Here is a 22,487-nt window from a genome sequence, read left to right as displayed (position 1 = left end):
TATCCTTGCACGCGTCTAGCGCGGGCATCTGCCCGATTTTTCCGTCACTGCTCCTCGCTTTTCATGGAGTGAAGCATGTTTAAACCCTGCATATTCCTGATCACTGCCCTGGTCGCCAGCCCTCTGGCCGAAGCGCAAATCTTCCAGCGCGAATTGGGCGACTTCGACCTGAAACTGGGTACAACCCCCAGCCGCAGCATGGCCCAGGGCCTGGTCAAGCCGACGTCGCCGGGCAGTGGCTCGTTCCACGGCGGCCTGGATCTGAGCCACGACAGCGGCCTGTACTTCGGCCAGTTCTCGCCGAACATGGGGCTATCCTCCTCCAGCAACCTCGAAATCGATTCGTATATGGGCTTCAAACACCCTTTCGATCAGACCCTGGGCTACGAAGTCGGCTTGATCCACTACAGCTACCCCACCCTCAGCCCGCTCAACAGCCAGGAGTTCTACGGAGGTCTGAACCTGCTCGGCAATCGTTTCGGCGCTTCCTTCAGCAACGACCCGGACCGCCAGGACAGCACCCTCTTTGCCGACCTTAGCGGCACACAGCCGTTCGGGATCGGGGTAAGCATGAAGTACACCACCCATCAGTTAGGCTCGCCAGTGTCGGTGGATGGCGGCTCCATCAGCAGTTTCAGCGACTGGTCGGTGCAGTTTTCCCGCGCCTGGAAGGGCATCGACCTGGACCTGATCTACAGCGATTCCAGCCTCAGCGGCGGCAATTGCTCCGCCTACTCCGGGCACAACGCGCAATGCGATGGCCTGCTGACTCTCAAGGCCGTGCGCTCGTTTTATTGATGGGCTGAACTGTCGGACCCGGCAAGGGTTCACATGCACAAGTCCCCTCTGTGCAAGGATCCGCTCATGCTGCGTCGGCTCAAACTATTGGTGGTAGTACTGACCCTGAGCCTGGTGCTCGCCGGCTGCAATCGCGTGGGCCTGGCCTATCGCAATCTGGACGTGATCATCCCCTGGACCCTCAATGACTACCTGGACATGAACGCCGGGCAGAAGAGCTGGTTCAACGACACACTCAAAGAACACCTGGCCTGGCATTGCACCACGCAACTGCCGGGTTACCTGGACTGGCTGGACCGCCTGCAACAGATGGTGGACGCCAATCAAGTCACGGACGCCGCGCTGCAAACCCGCACCGTCGAGGCCAAACAAGCGATTGCCGAAGTAGCACGAGAAATCACCCCGTCGGCCATCGAGCTGCTGCAAGGGCTGGACGATGAGCAGGTCGAGGACATGAACGCCGCGTTGGCCAAAGACCTGCGCAAGCGTCAGGACGAATACCTCAAGCCCCCACTGCAACAGCAGATCAAGGAGCGCGCCGAACGCATGCGCAAGCGCCTGGACAGCTGGATGGGCCCGCTCAGCCCCAGCCAGCAAGCCCGCGTCCTGGCCTGGTCGGTCGCGCTGGGTGAGCAGAATGAGCAGTGGATCGGCAACCGCGCCCATTGGCAGGCGCAGTTTATCGACGCGGTCCAGCAACGCCGCAGTGCCGATTTCCCACAAAAGATGCAGCAACTGCTGGTGGACCGTGAAAGCCTATGGACCCCGCAATACCGTGCCGCCTACGCCCAGACTGAAGCGCAAGCGCGAAGCCTGATCGTCGACTTGATGGCCGACAGCACGCCGCAACAGCGGTTAAAACTCACCCAGAAAATCGACGGCGTGCGCAGCGACTTCAAGGCACTCAAGTGCCTCAAGGCCGCTGCCCGTTGAAATGCGGGCTGCCTTAGCAACTCGACAACGATCCTAGATCGCGCCGCCCGCAATCGCCGCTTCGGAAGCCACGCGATCAAAGGTTTCAGGGTCCAATGCGTCTTCCTGCTCGTCCATGACCTGACGCGGATGAGCGTTGCCAGGAATGGAGCTGTCAATCAGGGACAGCAGGCTCGCTCCCCGTGGGGTCAAAATGAAATTCTCGCCGTTACCGCCCTGTTCTTCCGGGCGCGATTCGATAAAGCCGCGTTTGAACAGCAACGCTTCATAGTCGGCAGCGGTCTTTTTCAGCGTATCCAGGTTGCCGATGGACTCACCGGCCGTGGCCTTGTCGGCGGCTTCCTGCTCCGCATATTTGCGCGGGGCAAAGCTGCCCTCGCCGTTCTGCACTTCGTGCAGCAAACGTTCGATCAAATCCCAGTTGTAAGTCGTCATCCTGATTCCTCCTGCGGGCGTGAGCAAAAGTGGCCCGTCAGCAGGTGTGACCTGTCACGTCGGCAGCCGTTCAGCCGAATGGACGGGCGTCATTTCTCTGAACTTTCCAGACGTTCGCCCCCTCAACTGCGTACAAACGCCAAGGAGGTCGCCCCATGAAAACCCTGATGAATCTGACCGTCGCCGCCGCTCTGCTCACCGCCCTGCCGACCTGGGCCTGTACGCCGGAAGAAGCCACCGCCAAGCGCGAGGAGCTGGCTAAGCAAGTGACCCGGCTCACCGAACAGAACCCAGCCAAGGCCAAGGAGATGAACGACGAACTGCAGAAAATGGACCTGGACACCGAGAGCGCGGAGTTCCCCGACAAATGTCAGTTGATCGACGCGCGCCTCAAAGAACTGAAAGAGGCCGCCGCCAAGGCCGAAAACTGAGCCCATAAAAAAACCGGACATCGTCCGGTTTTTTTATATCGCCCCAGGCTTATTCAGCAGCTGGCGCTTCGGGTTTGCGGCGCTTGAGCGGGGCCATGCCGTCCTTGCTCACCAACGACAGGTTGTCGGTCTTCGGGCGGTTGGCGATCTTGCGCTTGGTCGGCGACTTGGCGCCGGTTTTCTTCTTGTCGCCCTTGGCGTCGGTCTTTTTCTTCTTCACGCCGACGGCCTTGCCCGACGCCTTGACCTTCTTCGGCCCGGTGTAGGTGCCTTTGACTTCCTTGATGGTGCGGCGCTCGAACGACTGCTTGAGGTAGCGTTCGATACTCGACATCAGGTTCCAGTCGCCGTGGCAGATCAGCGAGATGGCCAGGCCATCGTTGCCGGCCCGCCCGGTGCGGCCGATACGGTGCACGTATTCGTCGCCGCTGCGCGGCATGTCGAAGTTGATCACAAGGTCGAGGCCATCCACGTCCAGGCCACGGGCGGCCACGTCGGTGGCCACCAGGATCTTCACACCGCCGGCCTTGAGGCGGTCGATGGCGAGCTTGCGATCTTTCTGGTCTTTCTCGCCGTGCAGCACGAACGCCTTGTATTCCTGGGCGACCAGGCGGCCGTAGATGCGGTCGGCGGCGGCGCGGGTGTTGGTGAACACAATGGCTTTCTGATAGGTCTCGTTGGCCAGCAGCCAGTTGAGGATCTGCTCTTTGTGCACATTATGGTCGGCGGTGACGATCTGCTGACGCGTGGTGGCGTTGAGGTCGCTGACGTTGTTGACCTGCAGGTGTTCCGGGTTGTTCAGCACCTTGGCGACCATGTCGCGCAGGGTCGAACCGCCGGTGGTGGCGGAGAACAACATGGTCTGTTGACGGTTGACGCACTCGCCCACCAGGCGCTGCACGTCGTCGGCAAAGCCCATGTCGAGCATGCGGTCGGCTTCGTCGAGTACCAGCACTTCGACCTCCTTGAGGTCCAGGTTGCCGGCGTTGAGTTGTTCGATCATGCGCCCTGGCGTGCCGATCAGAATGTCCGGCACCTTACGCAGCATGGCGGCCTGCACCTTGAAGTCTTCGCCGCCGGTGATGATGCCGGACTTGATGAAGGTGAACTGCGAGAAGCGTTCGACTTCCTTCAGGGTCTGCTGGGCCAGCTCGCGGGTCGGGAGCAGGATCAGGGTCTTGATGCTGACGCGGACCTTGGCCGGGCCAATCAAACGATTCAGAACCGGCAGGACGAAAGCGGCGGTCTTGCCGCTACCGGTTTGCGCTGTCACCCGCAGGTCACGCCCTTCGAGCGCGAGCGGGATGGCCGCGGCTTGCACAGGCGTAGGCTCGACAAATTTAAGCTCGGCCACGGCTTTGAGCAGGCGTTCGTGCAGGGCGAATTGGGAAAACACGGGTGCTACCTCGAAGAAATGCAAAATATCAGCTGCATAGGGTAACGGTTTCGGGCGTCCAAACCGAGTTTCTTTACGCGAACGGGCCCAATCAGGCGTTTTTTTGTGCTTGATTGTGTCGGCGACGTCAACTTTGTCGCACTCAGGTGCTCTAATCGCCCCCGACTTGTCTTACCGAGGAATCGCTTTATTCATGGATATCAAACAGCTCTGGCGCAACGTCCAAGACCTTTGGGACGCACTCGACCAACATCCCATGCTGCATGCGGGCCTGGGCTTGCTGGTATTGCTGGTGGTGGCCCTGGTACTGGGTCGGGTGGCGCGCTACCTGATCCTGCACGCGGTCAAACTGCTCGGGCGCCAACCGGCCCTGCACTGGCTCAACGACCTGCGGCACAACAAGGTTTTCCATCGTCTGGCGCAGATGACACCGTCTCTGGTGATTCAGTTCGGCCTGTACCTGGTGCCCGACCTGAGCAAGACCGCCACGTTGTTCATCGGCAACGTGGCCCTGGCGTTCACCATCCTGTTCCTGGTGCTGGCCATAAGCGCCCTGCTCAACGCCCTGCTGGACATCTACGCCCGCACCGAACACGCACGCACCCGTTCGATCAAGGGCTATGTGCAATTGGCCAAGATGGTGCTGTTCGTGTTCGGCGCGATCATCATCGTTGCCACCCTGATCGACCGGTCGCCGCTGTTGCTGTTGTCCGGCCTGGGTGCAATGTCGGCGGTGATTCTGTTGGTCTACAAGGACACGTTGCTGTCGTTCGTCGCCAGCGTGCAGTTGACCAGCAACGACATGCTGCGGGTCGGCGACTGGATCGAAATGCCCCAGGTCGGCGCCGACGGCGATGTGGTGGACATCACCTTGCACACGGTGAAAGTGCAGAACTTCGATAAAACCATCGTCTCCATCCCCACCTGGCGCTTGATGTCCGAATCGTTCAAAAACTGGCGCGGCATGCAGGCCTCGGGCGGGCGGCGCATCAAGCGCAGCTTGTTCATCGATGCCAGCGGCGTGCGCTTCCTGCGTGACGACGAAGAAGTGCGCATGACCCAGGTGCACCTGCTCACCGATTACATCAGCCGCAAGCAAGCCGAACTCAGGGCCTGGAACCAAGCTCAGGGTCACAGCGCGCAGTTGTCGGCCAACCGCCGGCGCATGACCAACCTCGGCACCTTCCGCGCCTACGCGCTGGCCTACCTGAAAAGCCACCCGGACATCCAGCCGAACATGACCTGCATGGTCCGCCAGATGCAGACCACCGCCCAAGGCGTGCCGCTGGAGATCTACTGCTTCACCCGCACCACGGCGTGGGCCGATTACGAACGAATCCAGGGCGATATCTTCGATTACCTGCTGGCGGTGTTGCCGGAGTTCGGCCTGAGCCTGTACCAGCAACCCAGTGGCAACGATCTGCGGGCGGGCATGCTACCGGCGGTGGCGGGCGCCAGTCATTTAGCAGCCCCGGATTACCCGGCGGTTTAAGCCAGCGAGCGGTTGGGCGCCTTGACGCCCAACCGACTGATCCACACCGCCCCCACAATCACCAGCCCGCCCAAGGCCAACCGGCCCAGCGGCTCGTGCTGGTTCCAGATCAACAGGTTGAGCAACAGCCCTACCGGTACGTGCAGGTTATTCATCACTGCCAGGGTGCCGCCGTTGACCAGGCATGCGCCCTTGTTCCACCAGTACAGGCCCAATGCCGTGCTGACCAGGCCGAGGAACACCAGTACACCCCACTGCAGCGGCGCTTGCGGCAGAAAATCAGCTTTGCCGAACAACAGGAACGCCGGCAACACCACCAGCAATGCGCCAAGGTAGAAATAGCCGAAGCGTCGGTAGTGCGGCAGGTCGCTCGGGTAGCGCGCCACCAGGTGCTTGTACATGACCTGCCCGGCGGCATAGGTGAAGTTGGCCAATTGCAGCAGCAAAAAGCCCATCAGGAAGTGCGGGGTGACCTGGTCGAAGCGAATCACTGCCGCACCCGCCACTGCCACCAGGGCAGCCAGCAATGCCCAGGGATTAAAGCGGCGGTTGAGAGCATCTTCGATCAGGGTCACATGCAGTGGCGTGAGGATGGTGAACAGCAGCACCTCCGGCACGGTAAGCACGCGAAAGCTCAGGTACAGGCACACGTAGGTCACGCCGAACTGCAGCGCGCCGATCACCAGCATGCCGCGCATGAACGCCGGCTCCACCGAACGCCAGCGCGTCAGCGGGATAAACACCAGCCCGGCCAGCACCACGCGCACCAGCACCGCGAAGTAGCTGTCGACGTGACCGGCGAGGTATTCGCCGATCAAGCTGAAGGAAAATGCCTGAATCAGGGTGACAACCAGTAGATAGCCCATGCGCGCCTCGTTTCGAATGGGCGGGACATTAAAGCTTTTCGCCGCGGGACGAAACTCGGGGCAAAAAAAACCCGACCTCGCTAAAGCGTCAGTCGGGCAGGAGCACTCAGGAGCACAAGTGCAAAGGGAGGTTCGTTACGCGTACTTGAAGGGTTGGCGTGCAGCGATATAAACACCGCGGGATTATCTGGCGATTAAAGCTTCACACCACCTGGGCCAACTGGGCTTTGGCGTGATTGATGCCTTTTTCCTGGAAGTCGCCGCTCAGGTTCACCCCTTCGGCATGAATAAAAGCGACCTCATGAATCCCGATAAAGCCCATGACCTGGCGCAGATACGGCTCCTGATGATCGGAGCTGGCGCCGGTATGAATGCCGCCGCGCGCGGTGAGCACAATGGCGCGCTTGCCGGTCAGCAGGCCCTGGGGCCCGGTGGGTGTGTATTTGAACGTCACGCCGGCACGCAATACGTGGTCCAGCCAGGCTTTCAAGGTGCTGGGGATGGCAAAGTTGTACATCGGCGCGGCCAGTACCAGCACGTCGGCGGCCAACAGCTCATCGGTCAATTCGTTGGAGCGGTCCAGAGAGATCTGTTCGTCGTCGTTGCGCTGTTCCGACGGTTTCATCCAGCCGCCGAGCAGGTTGGCGTCCAAATGCGGAACCGGGTTGAGGGCCACGTCGCGCACGGTGATCCGGTCCGCCGGGTGGGCGGCCTGCCATTGGCTGATGAACTGTTGAGTGAGTTGGCGGGAAATGGAATCCTGCTGGCGTGCACTGCTTTCGATGATCAGAACGTTGGACATGGCTATGTAGGCTCCATCTGAAACTGCTGTAAGTCGATGGAGAAAAGATTAACCAGGGCTCATTCGATAAAAAAGCGCAAAAAACTGCTATAACCCATCTAGAAATTTGTTGATAAGCGGAGTATCCCTGTTGGCCTGCTCCGCTGATGGGTTATTTCGGGGTGCAGGTCAGGGCGATACGCATCTTGATAATCGCGCGGTTGAATTTGACCGTGGTGTTGGTGCTCTTGCCGGCCGGTACCGAGACGGTACGCCGACGCGGCGACTCCGGACCGTTGGTGAAGACTACCGAGCACTGGGCATCGTTGGTGCCGTAGTTATTCAGTTGAATCGAACTGATATCGGCATCCACGTCGGTCGCAGTGTAGTCCACGCTCACGCCGTCGATCTTTTTGCTCACATCGATAGGGTAGGCGAACGCGCTCAACGGCAGCAGCGCCAGCAGCACACAACAGAATTTTCTCATTCGGCAGTCTCCAATAAGGACCGCCAGCTTAGGACAAGAGGAACCCATCTTGAAAGCGCCCCGCGTTACCCTCGATCAATGGCGCACGCTGCAAGCCGTGGTCGACCATGGCGGCTTCGCCCAGGCGGCCGAAGCGCTGCACCGTTCGCAGTCTTCGGTGAGCTACACCGTAGCCCGCATGCAGGACCAACTCGGCGTGCCGCTGCTGCGCATCGACGGGCGCAAGGCTGTACTCACCGACGCCGGTGAAGTGCTGTTGCGCCGCTCGCGGCAACTGGTGAAAAACGCCAGCCAGTTGGAAGACCTCGCCCACCATATGGAGCAAGGCTGGGAAGCCGAAGTGCGCCTGGTGGTGGACGCCGCCTACCCCAACGCACGCCTGGTGCGCGCCTTGAGTGCGTTTATGCCGCAAAGCCGCGGTTGCCGCGTGCGCTTGCGTGAGGAAGTGCTGTCCGGCGTCGAAGAGCTGCTGATCGAAGGCGTGGCCGACCTGGCGATTTGCGGTTTCAGTATCCCCGGCTACCTGGGCACCGAGATGAGCGATGTGGAGTTTGTCGCCGTGGCCCACCCCGAGCACGCCCTGCACCGCATGAACCGCGCGCTGAGCTTCCAGGACCTGGAAAGCCAGATGCAAGTGGTGATCCGCGACTCCGGCCGCCAGCAGCCGCGGGATGTGGGCTGGCTCGGCGCCGAACAGCGCTGGACCGTCGGCAGCCTGGCCACGGCGGCGTCCTTTGTAGGCAGCGGCCTGGGCTTTGCCTGGTTGCCACGGCACATGATCGAACGCGAACTCGCCGAGGGCGTGCTCAAGCAGCTACCTTTGGAACAGGGCGGCAGCCGCCATCCCACGTTCTACCTGTATTCGAATAAGGACAAACCCTTGGGGCCGGCCACGCAGATCCTCGTGGAATTGCTGCGTACCTTCGACACCGCTCCGTTGGACGCCCCTTTCGCCGCCCCTCGACAAGCCTGAAACGGAGTTCAAGCATGCCCTGGTTCGACCATGACGACTGCAGCCTGCACTACGAGGAATACGGCCACGGCACCCCACTGATCCTAATTCATGGCCTGGGCTCCAGCAGCCAGGACTGGGAGCTGCAGGTGCCGGTGCTGTCCCGGCATTACCGCCTGATCGTGGTAGATGTACGCGGCCATGGGCGCTCCGACAAACCCCGCGAACGCTACAGCATCCCTGGCTTCAGCGCCGATCTGAGCGCACTGATCCAACACCTCGACCTGCCGCCGGCCCATGTGGTGGGGTTGTCGATGGGTGGCATGATTGCGTTTCAGTTGGCGGTGGACGAGCCCGGCAGCGTCCGCAGCCTGTGCATCGTCAACAGCGCGCCTGAGGTCAAGGTGCGCAGCGCCAATGACTATTGGCAATGGACCAAACGCTGGACGCTGGCCCGGGTGCTCAGCCTGAACACCATCGGCAAGGCTCTCGGTGACCGGCTGTTTCCCAAACCGCAGCAGGCCGACCTGCGGCGCAAGATGGCCGAACGCTGGGCAAAAAACGACAAACGTGCTTATCTCGCCAGCTTCGACGCCATTGTGGGCTGGGGCGTGCAGGAACGACTGTCCAGCATCGCCTGTCCAACCCTGGTCATCAGCGCCGACCACGACTACACCCCTGTGGCGCAAAAACAAATCTATGTAAAACTGCTGCCCGATGCGCGACTGGTGGTCATCGAAGATTCCCGCCATGCCACGCCCTTGGATCAACCCGAGGTCTTTAACGCAACCCTGCTCGAATTTCTAAAGACCGTCGACACCACTGCTCAGGATCACTGACCCATGCTGAAAAAAATCGCCTTCTTTGCCGGTTCCGTTCTGTTCGCTGCCAACCTGATGGCGGCCCAGCCGGCCAAGGCGCCACACGTTTTGATCTCCACCACCAATGGTGACATTGAAGTCGAACTGGACCCGGTCAAGGCGCCGATCAGTACCAAAAACTTCCTGGACTACGTAGACAAAGGCTTTTACACCAACACCATTTTCCATCGCGTGATTCCGGGTTTCATGGTCCAGGGCGGGGGTTTCACTCCACAGATGCAGCAGAAAGACACCCAGCCGCCGATCAAGAACGAAGCCAGCAACGGCCTGCACAACGTGCGTGGCACGCTGTCGATGGCACGCACCTCCAACCCGGATTCGGCCACCAGCCAAATCTTCATCAGCGTGGCGGACAATGCGTTCCTCGACCCAGGCCGTGACGCCGGTTACGCGGTATTCGCCAAAGTGGTCAAGGGCATGGACGTGGTCGACATCATCGTCAACTCCCAGACCACCAACAAGCAAGGCATGCAAAACGTGCCGATCGACCCTGTCGTGATCAAGTCGGCCAAGCGCATCGACTGACGTCTGCAGGATGCTCCGCGCACAGCCCACAAGGCTGTGCGCGCACCTGAAAGGAGAGCCCGCTCGGCGGGCGTCAACCCCAATGCTCTATCGTCGTTTCGAACAACTGATCGATATTTTTCGCGACGCGCCCAGCGCCGCACCACCTGACAAAGTCCTACCCTTCTACCTCTACTACCTGCGCCAAGTGTGGCCGCATTTTGCCGCCCTGCTGGTGGTGGGCCTGATCGGTGCGCTGATCGAAGTCGCACTGTTCAGCTACCTGAGCCGCATCATCGACCTGGCGCAGGGCACGCCGCCGGCGAATTTTTTCCAGGAGCACAGCAGCGAGCTGATCTGGATGGCCGTGGTCGCCCTGTTGCTGCGCCCGATCTTCGGCGCCCTGCATGACCTGCTGGTGCATCAAACGATCAGCCCCGGCATGACCAGCCTGATCCGCTGGCAGAACCACAGCTACGTGCTCAAACAGAGCTTGAATTTCTTCCAGAACGACTTCGCCGGGCGGATCGCCCAGCGCATCATGCAAACCGGCAACTCGCTGCGCGATTCCGCTGTGGCGGCGGTGGATGCGATCTGGCACGTCGCGATTTATGCCATCAGCTCTCTGGTGCTGTTTGCCGAAGCGGACTGGCGCCTGATGATCCCACTGGTGACGTGGATCATCTGCTACAGCCTGGCGCTGCGGTATTTCGTGCCGCGGGTCAAAGAGCGCTCGGTGATTTCCTCCGAGGCGCGCTCCAAACTGATGGGGCGCATCGTCGATGGCTACACCAATATCACCACCTTGAAGCTGTTCGCGCACACCCAGTACGAGCAGCAATACGCCAAGGAAGCGATCATCGAGCAGACCGAAAAAACCCAGCTGGCCAGCCGTGTGGTCACCAGCATGGACATCGCGATCACCACCATGAACGGCCTGTTGATCGTCACTACCACGGGCCTGGCCCTGTGGTTATGGACGCAGTCGCTGATCTCGGTGGGCGCCATCGCCCTGGCCACGGGCCTGGTGATCCGCATCGTCAACATGTCCGGCTGGATCATGTGGGTGGTCAACGGTATTTTCGAAAACATCGGCATGGTGCAGGACGGGTTGAAAACTATCGCCCAACCGCTGGCCGTGGTCGACCGTGAAAACGCCCCGCGCCTGAGCGTGCCCCATGGCGAAGTGCGCTTCGAGCAGGTGGATTTCCACTACGGCAAACAGAGCGGGATCATTGGCGGCCTGAACCTGACCATCAAGGCCGGGGAGAAAATCGGCCTGATCGGGCCGTCCGGCGCGGGCAAATCGACCTTGGTCAACCTGCTGCTGCGCCTGTACGACCTGCAAGGTGGGCGCATCCTGATCGACGGCCAGAACATCGCCGAGGTGGCCCAGGAAACCTTGCGCGAGCAGATCGGCATGATTACCCAGGACACCTCGCTGCTGCACCGCTCGATCCGCGACAACCTGCTCTACGGCAAGCCTGACGCCACCGATGAAGAACTCTGGAGCGCGATCCACAAAGCCCGCGCCGATGAATTCATCCCACTGCTGTCAGACTCCGAAGGCCGCACCGGGTTGGACGCTCACGTCGGCGAACGCGGGGTGAAACTCTCCGGTGGGCAGCGCCAGCGCATCGCCATTGCGCGGGTGCTGCTCAAGGATGCACCGATCCTGATCATGGACGAGGCCACCTCGGCGCTGGACTCGGAAGTAGAAGCAGCGATCCAGGAAAGCCTGGAAACCCTGATGCAAGGCAAAACGGTGATCGCGATTGCCCACCGCCTGTCGACCATCGCCCGCATGGACCGCTTGGTGGTGCTGGAGAAAGGCCGGATCGCCGAGAGCGGCAGCCATGCCGAACTGTTGGCCCATGGCGGGCTATATGCGCGGCTGTGGCAACATCAAACCGGTGGCTTCGTCGGTATCGACTGAACACAACGCTAGTTGCACCGTCCGCCTGGCACTTTGCGCTGACCATGCTGTAATTCAGTGCAGTGCCCAGACGGGCGCTGAAGTAAATCTGCAGGGAGCATCACTGATTTACTGATTCGGTAGAGCGATCTATCAAGGACGGGTTTCATGTCTTTGTTCAAGCGTTCAGTCACAGAGGGGCTGGGTACGTTTTGGCTGGTGTTGGGTGGGTGCGGCAGCGCGGTATTGGCCGCAGCGTTCCCAGCGGTTGGGATCGGGTTGCTGGGGGTTTCCCTGGCGTTCGGGCTGACGGTGTTGACCATGGCGGTCGCCATCGGCCATATCAGCGGTTGTCACCTCAACCCAGCCGTGACGGTGGGCTTGGTGGTCGGCGGGAGGTTTCCGGCCAAGGAGTTACCGGCCTATATCATCGCCCAGGTCATAGGCGGCGTAGTCGCGGCGGCATTGTTGTATATGATCGCCAGCGGCAAGCCAGGCTTCGAATTGGCGTCGGGGCTGGCTGCCAACGGGTATGGCGAGCACTCACCCGGCGGCTATTCGCTGGCGGCGGGGTTCGTCAGTGAGCTGGTGATGACGGCGATGTTCCTGGTGATCATCCTCGGCGCCACCGACCCACGCGCCCCCAAGGGCCTGGCGCCCATCGCCATCGGCCTGGCTTTGACCCTGATCCACCTGATCTCCATTCCCGTGACCAACACCTCGGTCAACCCGGCGCGCAGCACAGGCCCGGCGCTGATCGTGGGTGGGTGGGCGATCCAGCAGTTGTGGTTGTTCTGGCTGGCGCCGTTGCTGGGTGCGGCGATCGGCGGTTTTATTTACGGATGGTTGGGTAAGGAGCCTCCAGCCTGACGCCCCCATACCACGATGGGCCGGGGCAGCCCTGCCGATACAGGGCAGGGCTGCATTCAATAGAGGCTGACTTAACCCTGATGGGCCTGCATGTATTGACGCAACAATTGGTTGATCCGTGTCTGGTAGCCCGTACCCTGACCTTTGAACCACTCAAGAACGTCAGCATCCAGCCGAATAGTCACCGCCTGTTTTACAGGCACACGTAACTCCGCACGTCGGAAAAATTCGGCGTCCAGCTCAGGGATGTCGCTGGTATCGATTTCTTTATCTTTCATCTTGGCCAGGCGCTCCCAATCAGTTTTGGATGTTTGCGTCATAGTATTTGGCCTCCTTCTAAGTTGCCTTTCGGACGGAGATGATACGAATCACATCACCACACCGCTCGGTGTATACGACTACACCCATTAACCGTTTTATCCAGCCAATACAGATCCAACGCTCTTCCCCATAATCCGCTCGATCATCGCGCAAGGCCAGCATCGGATGGCGAAAAATATCGGGTACGTCATTGAAATCGATTCCGTGCTTGGAAATATTGACCTTGTTTTTTGATTCATCCCATTCAAAACGCATGGCAATGCCTGTATGTACTTTTGTACATACAAAATAGCCAATTTTACAGTTCGTTTGCCGCGACGCGGACGAACGGCTTACGCCTGCCGATACGGCAGCGCCGCCCTCGCTTCTTCGGCATAGGCCAAAACGCCTACCCCTTCGCGCTCGAGAAAATCCTCCACCGCCTTTTTCAAGCCCGGATGCCGCAGGTAGTGCCATGACCGCGTGATCACCGGCTCGAACCCACGGATCAGTTTGTGCTCACCCTGGGCACCGGCGTCGAAACGTTGCAGGCCTTGGGCGATGGCGTAGTCCATGCCCTGGTAGAAACAGGTTTCGAAATGCAGGCGGTCGAATTCCGCCAGGCAGCCCCAGTAGCGGCCGTAGAAGCTGTCGCCGCCGATCAGGCTGAAAGCCATGGCCACTGGGCGTGTGCCCTGCTTGGCCAGTACCACGCGGATTGCCTCGGGCATACGTTCGGCCAGCAGGCTGAAAAAGGCGCGAGTCAGGTACGGCGCCTGGCGACGGACTGCATAGGTGTTGGCGTAACAGGCGTAGACAAAATCCCACTGCGCCTCGCTCAGTTCGTGGCCTTGCAGCCATTCGAACTCGATGCCCTGCCCCGCCACTTGCTCGCGTTCCTTACGCATCTGCTTGCGTTTGCGCGAACTCAGGGCGTCGAGGAAATCCTGAAAGTCGCGGTAGCCGCGGTTCTGCCAGTGGAATTGACAACCCAGGCGCTGCAACCAGCCCGGTTGGCCGGCCAAGGCCTCATCAGCCAACCCGTCGGTAAAGTTGATATGCGCGCTGGAAAGCCCTTCGATTTCCAGGTAATCGGGCAGGCTGTTGAGCAGCTCGAAACCATCCTCGACGCTGGCGGCTAGCAAACGCGGGCCGCTTACCGGGCTGAACGGCACGCCTACCAGCAGTTTGGGGTAGTAATCGATACCGGCGCGCTCACAGGCATCGGCCCAGCCGTGATCGAACACGTACTCGCCATAGGAATGCCATTTGCGATAACCGGGCAGCGCCGCCACCAGTCGATCGCCTTCCCAGTGCAGCAAATGCTCCGCTTGCCAGCCTGACTGCGGGCCCAGGCTGGCACTGTCCTCCAAAGCGCTGAGGAAGGCATGTCGCACAAAGGGCTGGGCGCTCGGCAGCAGCGCATCCCATGTCTGCGGGGCGATTTCGGACAGGCTGTCCAGGCGTTGCAACGGCATCGGCATCCTCACTACATCATGGCGTGAAAGCTTCGCGAGTATCGCTTATCGCCGCGACCAGCACACCCTTGAATCGCCGGACAGGGCTCTAAACCAATAGTTCCACGCCCGAACAATTTGTCACCGACATGACATTACTTTGCCACTGTTCCGTCATAAACCACCGCGATACTGACGCCTGTTTTTAGAGCGCCTGGTTCTAGCAGGCGGTTATTTTTTCCGTCCGTCAACGGTCGGTTGTGTCCTGGATGGTTTGCCATCCCTCCCCACTTTCGGAGATTGATATGCGTCTTGCTTCCACTAAAACTGCGGCGGTCCTGTGTGGCGGCCTGTTGCTGGCCTTGAGCGTTCCGGCCAGCGCCGCAGTCGACGCTAAATTGCTCGACATGCTCAAGGCCAACGGCCAGATCACTGCGGCGCAGTACACCGAACTGCAAACCGAGTTGGCCAAAGACCAGAAAGAACAGCAGATCGCACGGCAAGCTCAACAAGAGACCAACGAACAGATCGCGGCCACCGCCAAGAAAGCCAACGAACTGAGCGTGTTCGACCAGAAGCTGGCCTGGGCCGCCAAGACGCAGTTCAAGGGTGATGTACGCTTCCGCCAGGAAACCATCAAGATCGACGGCGAACCCAACAACGGCGGGCGTGACAAGGATCGTCAGCGCATCCGTGCCCGCCTCGGCGCTTACACCGAGATCAACCCGCAAGTGGACACCGGCATCCGTATCGCCACCGGCGGCGGCGACGATGCGCGCTCCACCAATCAGGATCAGGATGGCTACTTCGACAAGAAGTCGATCTGGCTGGACCTGGGCTACATCGACTACCACCCCGACCAGATCAAGAACCTGCACGTGATCGGCGGCAAGATGCTGCAACCGTGGGTCAACATGGGCGATGTGATCTGGGATAGCGATATCAACCCTGAAGGCCTGGCCCTGACCTACAAGTACCCGCTGGGCAGCAGCGCCGAGCTGTTCGGCAGCATCGGTAACTACAACCTCAAAGACAACGTCGACGGCGACGGCGTGCAATTCCGCCACGACCTGCGCCTGACCGCCGGCCAGTTGGGCTCGCGTTTCTCGCTGACCGACAACCTGAAACTGACCGTGGGCGGCAGCGTCTACGCCTATCAGAACGATGAGGACAGCCGCTGCACCACGACCACCACGCCGTGCGCGCTGGCGGTCAACGGTAACTCGGCCAACGAAGAGTTCCGCCTGTACGAAGGTTTCAGCCAACTGGACATCGGCGGCCTGGCCGTACCGCTGTCGCTGTACGGTCAATACGTGAAAAACAACGACGCCTCCACCGATCAGGACACCGCCTGGTTGCTGGGCGCCAAGTCCAAAGTGTTCGGTTTCAACCTGGACTACAACTACCGCGACACCCAGCGTAACGCCGTGGTCGGCGCCTTCACCGACTCGGACTTCGCCAACGGCACCACCGGTTCGCGCGGTCACAAGTTCAAAGTGGGTTACGACATCGACAAGAACTTCGCGGTCGGTGCCACGTACTTCCTGACCAAGGCGGATTTCTCCAGCCGTACCCAGCGCGACGCCGACACCAACACCCTGCAGTTGGATGCCGAAGCCAAGTTCTGAAGCTAGGCGTTGTAAGCCTTGGGCCAGGAAGGCCCGAGGTGGTTGTCACAGTCTGGCGTGGGCGGGGCGATCCCCATCATCCGTTCGGCTCACCCACGCGAGCCTGTTTATTTCCCGTCTTTGCGATCCTTGCGCCGCTCGTCAGCGAGCCGCTGCGCCAAGGCATCCACATTCTTGACCGGCGCGTCGGGCATCATCTTCAAGGTGGCTTGCATCAGGCGCATCTGGCGGATAAACCGGCGGCAGTTCGCGCAGAACATCAAGTGATGACGCACCATCAGGCGCTCGCGAAAGGTCAATTGCCCATCGAGATAATCACTGGAACGTGCCACTTGTTCTTTACAGGTCAGCATTCGCCGGTTTCCTCAAAATGCTCCACCGTGGCGAAGACTTTAAGCCGTGCCCGATGCAACAGCACTCGCACATTGGAGAGCGAGAGGGTCAGCAGATTACAGATTTCTTCCAACGCCAGGCCCTGGCGTTCGCGCAAGACCAACACACTGCTTTGCAGCTCGGACAAGCTCAGCAACGTATGTTCCAGGCAGTCGCGCAGCTCGTCCTCGGTGAGTAACGCCTCCGGCGTGTCCTGGTGCCAGGCATAAGGGGCGACGGCCCAGTGACCGTCATCGGGGCTGAAACGGTCGTCGCCGATGGTGCCGTGGGGCGAAGGCAAATCGTCGAGCAGCACCTCCCGACGATTCTGCTTGTAACGGCCCTTGGCGGCATTGGCGGTGATGGTCAGCAACCAGGTCTTGAGGCTGGAACGCCCCTCGAACTTCGCCAGGTTGCGCACCACCGACAGCCAGGCGTCCTGTACCACTTCATCGGCATGGCGCTGGCCGACGATGGCATAAGCCACCGCCCGCATCGCGCTCTGATAGGTGCTAACCAGTTCTTTGTAAGCCTGCTGCTCGCCCTTGAGCAGGCGTTCAAGCAGGTGCGCGTCGTCCGCTGCAGCCATTAAAGACTCCGGTTATTCAGCGCTTGCGCAGGATGACACTGCCGATCGAATAACCCGCGCCGAACGAACTGAGCACGGCAACCGAGCCCTTGGGCAAGTCGTCCTGGTAAGTGTGAAACGCAATCACGGAACCGGCCGAACTGGTGTTGGCGTAGGTATCGAGAATCACCGGCGCCTCTTGCACCGTGGCTTCGCGACCCAGCAGTTTCTTCACGATCAGGTGGTTCATGCTCAGGTTGGCCTGGTGCAGCCAGAAGCGCTTCACATCCGCCACATTCAGCTGGTTTTCTTGCAGGTGCACGCCAATCAGCTCAGCGACCATCGGGCATACGTCGCGGAACACCTTGCGGCCTTCCTGCACGAACAGCTTGTCCGGCGCACCGATGCCTTCCGGCGCCGCGCGATTGAGAAAGCCGAAGTTGTTGCGGATGTTGTTGGAGAACTTGGTCAGCAGCTTGGTGCTTACCACGTCGAATTGATGCTCGGAGGTGGCCAGGTCGGCACGCTCCAGGATCACCGCCGTGGCGGCATCGCCGAAGATGAAATGGCTGTCGCGGTCACGAAAGTTCAGGTGACCGGTGCAAACTTCCGGGTTGACCATCAGGATCGCCCGGGCCTGGCCCAGCTGGATGCTGTTGGCGGCATTCTGGATGCCGAACGTAGCGGAAGAACAGGCCACGTTCATATCGAAACCAAAGCCTGCGATACCCAGGGCTTCCTGGACTTCAATGGCGATGGCCGGGTAAGCGCGCTGCAGGTTGGAGCAGGCGACGATCACACCGTCGATGTCGGCGGCGGTCTTACCGGCGCGTTGCAGGGCCTGTTCAGCGGCACCGACGGCCATCTGGCAGAGCACCGACCACTCGTCGTTACTGCGCTCCGGCAGGCTCGGGGTCATGCGCTGGGGGTCGAGAATGCCGTCCTTGTCCATCACGAAGCGGCTTTTGATACCCGATGCTTTCTCGATAAAGGCCGCGCTGGACTCGGTCAGCGCTTGCACATCGCCGCGCTCGATGGCGGCGGCGTTGTCGCTGTTGAACTGATGCACGTAGGTATTGAAAGACTGCACCAGCTCTTCGTTGGAGATGCTGTTGGCCGGGGTGTACAGGCCAGTGCCGCTGATGACGACGTTATGCACGGTCGTTCCTCTAAATCTGTCAGGCAGAAGATATTGGTACCGTCGTACCAAACTGTAAGTAGTCCGATTCCGCACCGCGGACACCAAACTGGCATCGCTTTATTCCATCGCGCCGCAGACTTCTGCGACGATCCCGGCATTTATAGCGGCGAAGTTTGCCACAAACACCGGGATTTGGCGCCATCTGCCAGCGGGTTTCAATAGGAGAGGCGCCACGCCCCCTCTACTATTTTAATCTGCCTGCCTGGCTGACCGAAAAAGGGATCAGGCCTCGACCAGGCTCCACTGCTTGCTCAATCGCTTGTCGGAAATCGGCACCTTGGTTCCAAGCTGTTGGGCAAACAGTGACACGCGGTATTCCTCCAGCCACCAACGGTACAGCTCCAGTTGCGGGTCGCGCTTGCCTTCTTGGGTGTGTTTGTTCAGGCGGTTCTGGTACTGCGTCCACAGGCCGCTGAGTTCACCGCTCCACACTCGATCTTTCTGTACCTGGCTCGGTAGCTTCTCCAGACGCAATTCGATGGCCTTGAGGTAGCGCGGCAGTTCCTTGAACCATTGCGCCGGCGTTTCACGTACGAAGCCTGGGTACACCAGGTTGCTCAGTTGCTGTTTGATGTCGTTCAACGCCACGGCCTGGGCCAGATCGATCTTGCCTTTGAAGCGCTTTTGCAGGCCGTGCCAGAGTTTCAGCACATCCAGGGTCAGGCGCGCCAGGCGCTCGGCGTGTTCGGTCCAGCCGCTGCGCTTGCGCTCGGCCAGGGCCGCCAGGCCGGCGCCGTCGCGCGGCAGGCTGGCTTCGCCTTCCAACACACAGCTGTCGAGGCTGGCCAACAGGATGTCTTCGACCAGAGCGTCGATACGCCCCAGTTCGCGGTACATCAGCCCCAGTTCGGTAAGACCAGGCAACTTGCCGCGCAGGAATTTTGCCGGTTCCGCCAGCTGCTGCATCAAGAGGCGCTGCAAAGCGCGACGGTGCTGGAACTCTGCCTCGGCGGCGGTTGAGAAACGCCCTTCCTTGACCGTGCCGTTCTCTTCCACCAGCGCCGGGTACACCGTCATGGACAGCCCGGCGATGTTCTGCTGGGTCTTCTCGGCCACCGCCGCGAACACCTTGGCCTCCACCGGTTGTTGGCTTTTCGCGGTCTGCGGCACGGCGAGCGCGGCTTGGCTGGCTTCGGCGAAGCGTGCGGTCAGTTCGGCCAGGTCGCGCCCTTCACCGAGGAACTTGCCCTGGCCGTCGACCACTTCCAGATTCATCTTCAGGTGGTTTTCCACCTGCTGCGCCGCTTCGGCCCAGGCTTCGTCACTGACCCGCGCACCGGTCATGCGCAGCAGTTCGCGCCCCAGCGCCTGGGGCAGCGAGCCCTGGCCGAACTCGATACGTTGCAGCGCGGCCTTGACGAAGTCCGGCACCGGCACAAAGTTCTTGCGCAACGCTTTGGGCAGGTTGCGCACCAGCGCGATGCACTTGGCTTCGATCAAACCTGGCACCAGCCATTCCAGGCGCTCGGCGGGCAACGCCGGCAACAGCGGCGCCGGCACGCGCAAGGTCACACCGTCGCGCGGGTGGTTGGGTTCGAAGTGGTAACTCAAGGCCAGGGCCAGATCGCCCAAGTGCAAGGTGTCGGGGTAATGCGCGGCGGTGACTTCGCTGGCCTCGCGGGCCAGCACGTCCTCCTCGCGCATGATCAGCAATTGCGGGTCTTTCTGGCTGTTGATCTTGTACCAGCTGTCGAAGGTCGCGGTCTGGTGGATTTCCGCCGGCAAGCGCGCGTCGTAGAAGGCGTACAGGGTTTCTTCGTCGGCCAGGATATCGCGACGGCGGGCCTTGGCTTCCAGTTCGTCGAGCTGCTCCAGCAAGCGCTGGTTGGCGCTGAGGCACCTGGCGCGGGACTGAATCTCGCCGCGCACCAGACCTTCGCGGATAAACAATTCCCGTGAGACGACCGGGTCGACTGGGCCGTAATGCACCGGCCGGCGGCCGACCACAATCAGCCCGAACAGGGTGATTTGCTCAAAGGCCACGACCTGGCCGCGCTTCTTCTCCCAATGGGGCTCGAAGTGGTTCTTCTTGATCAAGTGCCCGGCCAACGGCTCGATCCAGTCGGCGTCGATCTTGGCCACCATGCGTGCATACAGCTTGGTGGTTTCCACCAGTTCGGCGGTCATCAGCCATTGCGGGCGCTTTTTGCCGATGCCCGAGGACGGGTGGATCCAGAAGCGCCGCTGACGCGCCCCGAGGTAATCGCCGTCTTCGGTCTTCTGGCCGATCTGGCTGAGCAGACCAGACAACACGGCTTTGTGCAGTTTCGGGTAGTCCGCCGGGTCTTTATTGATGGCCAACTGCATATCGCGGCAAATCAGGCTCAACTGCCGATGGGAATCGCGCCACTCGCGCAGGCGCAAATAGTTGAGGAAGTTTTTGCGGCACCAGTTGCGCAGCGGGCTGGCGGTCAGTTCCTGGCGCTGCTCTTCAAAGCCGCGCCACAGATTGACCAAGCCGGCGAAGTCCGAATCCGGGTCTTTCCACTGCGCGTGGGCCTGGTCGGCGGCCTGTTGGCGCTCCGGTGGGCGCTCGCGCGGGTCCTGGATCGACATGGCACTGGCGACGATCAGCACTTCCTGCAAACTGCCGAGCTTGGCCGCTTCCAGTAGCATGCGGCCCATGCGCGGGTCCACCGGCAGGCGCGCCAACTGGCGGCCCAGTGGGGTCAACTGGCTGTTTCGGTCCACCGCCGACAGCTCTTGCAGCAGATTGAAACCGTCACTGATGGCCTTGCCGTCCGGCGGTTCGATAAACGGGAAGTCGGTAATTTCGCCCAGGCGCAGGTGCAGCATTTGCAGGATCACCGCGGCGAGGTTGGTGCGCAGGATTTCCGGGTCGGTGAATTCCGGACGGCCGATAAAATCCTCTTCGCTGTACAAACGCACGCAGATGCCCGGCTCAACCCGACCGCAGCGGCCCTTACGCTGGTTGGCGCTGGCCTGGGAAATCGCTTCGATGGGCAGGCGCTGCACCTTGGCGCGGTAGCTGTAGCGACTGATGCGCGCCGTGCCGCTGTCGATCACATAGCGAATGCCCGGCACCGTCAGCGAGGTCTCCGCGACGTTGGTCGCCAGCACCACGCGACGGCCAGGATGGGATTGGAAAATCCGCTGCTGCTCGGTCGGCGACAGGCGCGCATACAACGGCAGAATCTCGGTGTGCTTGAGCTGGGCCTTGCGCAGCATGTCGGCGGCGTCGCGAATCTCGCGCTCGCCCGGCAAAAACACCAGCACGTCGCCGGGGCTACGCCGTTCGCTGCGCTCGTAGGCGGCGATTTCATCGAGGGTGGCGAGGATCGCCTGGTCGACGGTGAGGTCGTCCTCAACACGGTTACCCTCCTCGTCCTGCTCCAGGGTCAGCGGGCGGTACCAAGTCTCCACCGGGAACGTTCGGCCCGATACCTCCACGATGGGCGCATCGTCGAAGTGCTTGGAGAAGCGCTCCAGGTCGATGGTGGCCGAAGTGATGATCACTTTGAGGTCGGGGCGACGCGGCAACAGGGTCTTGAGGTAGCCGAGCAGGAAGTCGATGTTCAGGCTGCGTTCGTGGGCTTCGTCGACGATGATCGTGTCGTACCGTTCCAGATAACGGTCGTTCTGGGTTTCCGCCAGCAGGATGCCGTCGGTCATCAGCTTGATCAGGGTGTTGGCGTCGCTCTGGTCTTCGAAACGGACCTGGTAACCGACCAGCGCGCCGAGGGGCGTGGCCAGTTCTTCGGCGACGCGGCTGGCCACGCTACGCGCGGCGATCCGGCGTGGCTGGGTATGGCCAATCAGGCCGTACTGGCCGCGACCTATCTCCAGGCAGATCTTCGGCAGTTGGGTGGTCTTACCCGAGCCGGTTTCGCCGGCAATGATCAACACCTGGTGCTTGCTCAGCGCGGCCTTGATCTCATCGCGCTTGGCGGCGATGGGCAGGCTGTCGTCATAGCGGATCACTGGCAGGCTGGCGCGCCGCGCCGTCACCTGGGCACAGGAGGCCTGCATGCGCGCGACCCACTGCGCCAACTTTTCCTCGTCGGGTTTCTTGCGCAGCTCAAGCAACTGCCGGCGCAAGCGGTGGCGGTCGGCGAGCATGGCGTGATCGAGGTTTTTGAGCAGTTGGTCGATAGTGGGCGCTTGGTCAGTCATCTGGTACGTGAGGGCCGTCTATTTATGCAGGGCGCCGATTGTGGCAGAAAAGCGGGGGTTAGCGGCAAGCTTCAAGCGGCCAGCAA

Annotated in this window: 22 protein-coding genes; 10 read left to right on the top strand and 12 right to left on the bottom strand. The window is 60.9% G+C overall.

What is annotated here, in order from left to right; translation table 11 throughout:
* The first annotated feature begins 75 nt into the window (after nucleotides 1-75).
* Nucleotides 76-798, top strand: coding sequence for a TorF family putative porin (locus K1567_RS24385; protein WP_034099626.1), 723 nt, complete (start codon nucleotides 76-78; stop codon nucleotides 796-798).
* A gap of 66 nt (nucleotides 799-864) precedes the next feature.
* Nucleotides 865-1,731, top strand: a complete 867-nt coding sequence (locus K1567_RS24380; RefSeq protein WP_034099628.1) for a DUF6279 family lipoprotein — start codon at nucleotides 865-867, stop codon at nucleotides 1,729-1,731.
* Between the two features lie 33 nt (nucleotides 1,732-1,764).
* Here the strand turns inward: K1567_RS24380 and K1567_RS24375 are convergent, their stop codons facing one another.
* Nucleotides 1,765-2,166, bottom strand: coding sequence for a hypothetical protein (locus K1567_RS24375; RefSeq protein WP_034099630.1), 402 nt, complete (start codon nucleotides 2,164-2,166; stop codon nucleotides 1,765-1,767).
* Between the two features lie 155 nt (nucleotides 2,167-2,321).
* Here K1567_RS24375 and K1567_RS24370 point away from each other — a divergent pair, with 155 nt between their 5' ends.
* Nucleotides 2,322-2,597, top strand: coding sequence for a hypothetical protein (locus K1567_RS24370; protein WP_034099632.1), 276 nt, complete (start codon nucleotides 2,322-2,324; stop codon nucleotides 2,595-2,597).
* A gap of 49 nt (nucleotides 2,598-2,646) precedes the next feature.
* Here the strand turns inward: K1567_RS24370 and K1567_RS24365 are convergent, their stop codons facing one another.
* Entirely contained in the window at nucleotides 2,647-3,993 is a 1,347-nt protein-coding gene (locus tag K1567_RS24365; RefSeq protein ID WP_016979359.1) for a DEAD/DEAH box helicase, read from the bottom strand.
* Between the two features lie 193 nt (nucleotides 3,994-4,186).
* Between K1567_RS24365 and K1567_RS24360 the strand changes: the two genes are divergently transcribed.
* Nucleotides 4,187-5,485 (top strand): mechanosensitive ion channel family protein, encoded by a 1,299-nt coding sequence (locus tag K1567_RS24360; RefSeq protein WP_034099634.1) that lies wholly within the window; start codon nucleotides 4,187-4,189, stop codon nucleotides 5,483-5,485.
* Here K1567_RS24360 and K1567_RS24355 read toward each other — a convergent pair.
* The 3 genes from K1567_RS24355 to K1567_RS24345 form a co-directional block, all read right to left on the bottom strand.
* Nucleotides 5,482-6,351 carry a carboxylate/amino acid/amine transporter gene (locus K1567_RS24355; RefSeq protein ID WP_034099636.1) on the bottom strand — a complete coding sequence of 290 codons (870 nt, stop codon included), beginning with the start codon at nucleotides 6,349-6,351 and terminating at the stop codon, nucleotides 5,482-5,484. The genes K1567_RS24360 and K1567_RS24355 overlap by 4 nt on opposite strands.
* Nucleotides 6,352-6,553: 202 nt before the next feature.
* Nucleotides 6,554-7,153 (bottom strand): FMN-dependent NADH-azoreductase, encoded by a 600-nt coding sequence (locus K1567_RS24350; protein ID WP_034114781.1) that lies wholly within the window; start codon nucleotides 7,151-7,153, stop codon nucleotides 6,554-6,556.
* A gap of 151 nt (nucleotides 7,154-7,304) precedes the next feature.
* Nucleotides 7,305-7,619, bottom strand: coding sequence for a hypothetical protein (locus K1567_RS24345; protein WP_034099640.1), 315 nt, complete (start codon nucleotides 7,617-7,619; stop codon nucleotides 7,305-7,307).
* Between the two features lie 49 nt (nucleotides 7,620-7,668).
* Here K1567_RS24345 and K1567_RS24340 point away from each other — a divergent pair, with 49 nt between their 5' ends.
* The 5 genes from K1567_RS24340 (at nucleotide 7,669) to aqpZ (ending at nucleotide 12,741) form a co-directional block, all read left to right on the top strand.
* Nucleotides 7,669-8,592, top strand: a complete 924-nt coding sequence (locus tag K1567_RS24340; RefSeq protein ID WP_034099642.1) for a LysR family transcriptional regulator — start codon at nucleotides 7,669-7,671, stop codon at nucleotides 8,590-8,592.
* A 14-nt stretch (nucleotides 8,593-8,606) separates the two neighbouring features.
* Nucleotides 8,607-9,410: an alpha/beta fold hydrolase gene (locus tag K1567_RS24335; RefSeq protein ID WP_040269070.1), complete on the top strand. Its 804-nt coding sequence runs from the start codon at nucleotides 8,607-8,609 to the stop codon at nucleotides 9,408-9,410.
* 3 nt (nucleotides 9,411-9,413) lie between these two features.
* The gene (locus tag K1567_RS24330) at nucleotides 9,414-9,977 is read left to right on the top strand and encodes a peptidylprolyl isomerase (RefSeq protein ID WP_220698942.1); all 564 of its coding nucleotides are present in this window, start codon (nucleotides 9,414-9,416) and stop codon (nucleotides 9,975-9,977) included.
* A gap of 82 nt (nucleotides 9,978-10,059) precedes the next feature.
* Nucleotides 10,060-11,892, top strand: coding sequence for an ABC transporter ATP-binding protein (locus K1567_RS24325; RefSeq protein ID WP_034099647.1), 1,833 nt, complete (start codon nucleotides 10,060-10,062; stop codon nucleotides 11,890-11,892).
* A gap of 147 nt (nucleotides 11,893-12,039) precedes the next feature.
* Nucleotides 12,040-12,741 (top strand): aquaporin Z, encoded by a 702-nt coding sequence (aqpZ, locus tag K1567_RS24320; RefSeq protein WP_034099649.1) that lies wholly within the window; start codon nucleotides 12,040-12,042, stop codon nucleotides 12,739-12,741.
* A gap of 71 nt (nucleotides 12,742-12,812) precedes the next feature.
* Here aqpZ and K1567_RS24315 read toward each other — a convergent pair whose 3' ends face one another.
* The 3 genes from K1567_RS24315 to K1567_RS24305 all read right to left on the bottom strand — a co-directional run bounded on the left by K1567_RS24315 (nucleotide 12,813) and on the right by K1567_RS24305 (nucleotide 14,519).
* Nucleotides 12,813-13,061, bottom strand: a complete 249-nt coding sequence (locus tag K1567_RS24315) for a BrnA antitoxin family protein (RefSeq protein WP_034114783.1) — start codon at nucleotides 13,059-13,061, stop codon at nucleotides 12,813-12,815.
* A 16-nt stretch (nucleotides 13,062-13,077) separates the two neighbouring features.
* A complete protein-coding gene (locus K1567_RS24310; RefSeq protein ID WP_169868050.1) occupies nucleotides 13,078-13,317 on the bottom strand; it encodes a BrnT family toxin in 240 nt (79 codons plus the stop codon).
* A gap of 77 nt (nucleotides 13,318-13,394) precedes the next feature.
* On the bottom strand, nucleotides 13,395-14,519 hold the full coding sequence (locus K1567_RS24305) for a GNAT family N-acetyltransferase (protein WP_169868051.1): 1,125 nt from the start codon (nucleotides 14,517-14,519) through the stop codon (nucleotides 13,395-13,397).
* A 284-nt stretch (nucleotides 14,520-14,803) separates the two neighbouring features.
* On the opposite strand from K1567_RS24305, the gene K1567_RS24300 reads away from it, so the two are divergent.
* A complete protein-coding gene (locus K1567_RS24300) occupies nucleotides 14,804-16,126 on the top strand; it encodes a putative porin (RefSeq protein WP_034099652.1) in 1,323 nt (440 codons plus the stop codon).
* A gap of 107 nt (nucleotides 16,127-16,233) precedes the next feature.
* Here K1567_RS24300 and K1567_RS24295 read toward each other — a convergent pair whose 3' ends face one another.
* The 4 genes from K1567_RS24295 to hrpA all read right to left on the bottom strand — a co-directional run bounded on the left by K1567_RS24295 (nucleotide 16,234) and on the right by hrpA (nucleotide 22,401).
* A complete protein-coding gene (locus K1567_RS24295; RefSeq protein WP_034099654.1) occupies nucleotides 16,234-16,479 on the bottom strand; it encodes a zf-HC2 domain-containing protein in 246 nt (81 codons plus the stop codon).
* Entirely contained in the window at nucleotides 16,473-17,087 is a 615-nt protein-coding gene (locus K1567_RS24290; protein WP_034114785.1) for an RNA polymerase sigma factor, read from the bottom strand. Before K1567_RS24290 ends, K1567_RS24295 begins: the two co-directional genes overlap by 7 nt.
* A 16-nt stretch (nucleotides 17,088-17,103) precedes the next feature.
* On the bottom strand, nucleotides 17,104-18,225 hold the full coding sequence (locus K1567_RS24285) for a beta-ketoacyl-ACP synthase III (protein WP_034099658.1): 1,122 nt from the start codon (nucleotides 18,223-18,225) through the stop codon (nucleotides 17,104-17,106).
* A gap of 264 nt (nucleotides 18,226-18,489) precedes the next feature.
* On the bottom strand, nucleotides 18,490-22,401 hold the full coding sequence (hrpA, locus tag K1567_RS24280; RefSeq protein WP_220698941.1) for an ATP-dependent RNA helicase HrpA: 3,912 nt from the start codon (nucleotides 22,399-22,401) through the stop codon (nucleotides 18,490-18,492).
* Nucleotides 22,402-22,487 lie beyond the last annotated feature (86 nt).

It is taken from the genome of Pseudomonas sp. S5F11 (assembly GCF_019641515.1).
Classification (GTDB): Bacteria; Pseudomonadota; Gammaproteobacteria; order Pseudomonadales; family Pseudomonadaceae; genus Aquipseudomonas; species Aquipseudomonas rhodesiae.
The sequence above is the reverse complement of the archived record's forward strand: the minus strand, read 5'-3'. Positions and strand labels throughout refer to the sequence as shown.

Excerpts from the sequence above, each read along its gene's own strand:
- K1567_RS24385 (WP_034099626.1), top strand. The coding sequence starts at position 76 with ATGTTTAAACCCTGCATATTCCTGATCACTGCCCTGGTCGCCAGCCCT.
- hrpA (WP_220698941.1), bottom strand. The coding sequence starts at position 22,401 with ATGACTGACCAAGCGCCCACTATCGACCAACTGCTCAAAAACCTCGAT.
- K1567_RS24310 (WP_169868050.1), bottom strand. The coding sequence starts at position 13,317 with ATGCGTTTTGAATGGGATGAATCAAAAAACAAGGTCAATATTTCCAAG.
- K1567_RS24335 (WP_040269070.1), top strand. The coding sequence starts at position 8,607 with ATGCCCTGGTTCGACCATGACGACTGCAGCCTGCACTACGAGGAATAC.
- K1567_RS24345 (WP_034099640.1), bottom strand. The coding sequence starts at position 7,619 with ATGAGAAAATTCTGTTGTGTGCTGCTGGCGCTGCTGCCGTTGAGCGCG.
- K1567_RS24360 (WP_034099634.1), top strand. The coding sequence starts at position 4,187 with ATGGATATCAAACAGCTCTGGCGCAACGTCCAAGACCTTTGGGACGCA.
- K1567_RS24305 (WP_169868051.1), bottom strand. The coding sequence starts at position 14,519 with ATGCCGTTGCAACGCCTGGACAGCCTGTCCGAAATCGCCCCGCAGACA.
- K1567_RS24325 (WP_034099647.1), top strand. The coding sequence starts at position 10,060 with ATGCTCTATCGTCGTTTCGAACAACTGATCGATATTTTTCGCGACGCG.
- K1567_RS24330 (WP_220698942.1), top strand. The coding sequence starts at position 9,414 with ATGCTGAAAAAAATCGCCTTCTTTGCCGGTTCCGTTCTGTTCGCTGCC.
- K1567_RS24350 (WP_034114781.1), bottom strand. The coding sequence starts at position 7,153 with ATGTCCAACGTTCTGATCATCGAAAGCAGTGCACGCCAGCAGGATTCC.
- K1567_RS24355 (WP_034099636.1), bottom strand. The coding sequence starts at position 6,351 with ATGGGCTATCTACTGGTTGTCACCCTGATTCAGGCATTTTCCTTCAGC.
- K1567_RS24370 (WP_034099632.1), top strand. The coding sequence starts at position 2,322 with ATGAAAACCCTGATGAATCTGACCGTCGCCGCCGCTCTGCTCACCGCC.
- K1567_RS24295 (WP_034099654.1), bottom strand. The coding sequence starts at position 16,479 with ATGCTGACCTGTAAAGAACAAGTGGCACGTTCCAGTGATTATCTCGAT.
- K1567_RS24375 (WP_034099630.1), bottom strand. The coding sequence starts at position 2,166 with ATGACGACTTACAACTGGGATTTGATCGAACGTTTGCTGCACGAAGTG.
- K1567_RS24290 (WP_034114785.1), bottom strand. The coding sequence starts at position 17,087 with ATGGCTGCAGCGGACGACGCGCACCTGCTTGAACGCCTGCTCAAGGGC.
- K1567_RS24300 (WP_034099652.1), top strand. The coding sequence starts at position 14,804 with ATGCGTCTTGCTTCCACTAAAACTGCGGCGGTCCTGTGTGGCGGCCTG.
- K1567_RS24315 (WP_034114783.1), bottom strand. The coding sequence starts at position 13,061 with ATGACGCAAACATCCAAAACTGATTGGGAGCGCCTGGCCAAGATGAAA.
- K1567_RS24380 (WP_034099628.1), top strand. The coding sequence starts at position 865 with ATGCTGCGTCGGCTCAAACTATTGGTGGTAGTACTGACCCTGAGCCTG.
- aqpZ (WP_034099649.1), top strand. The coding sequence starts at position 12,040 with ATGTCTTTGTTCAAGCGTTCAGTCACAGAGGGGCTGGGTACGTTTTGG.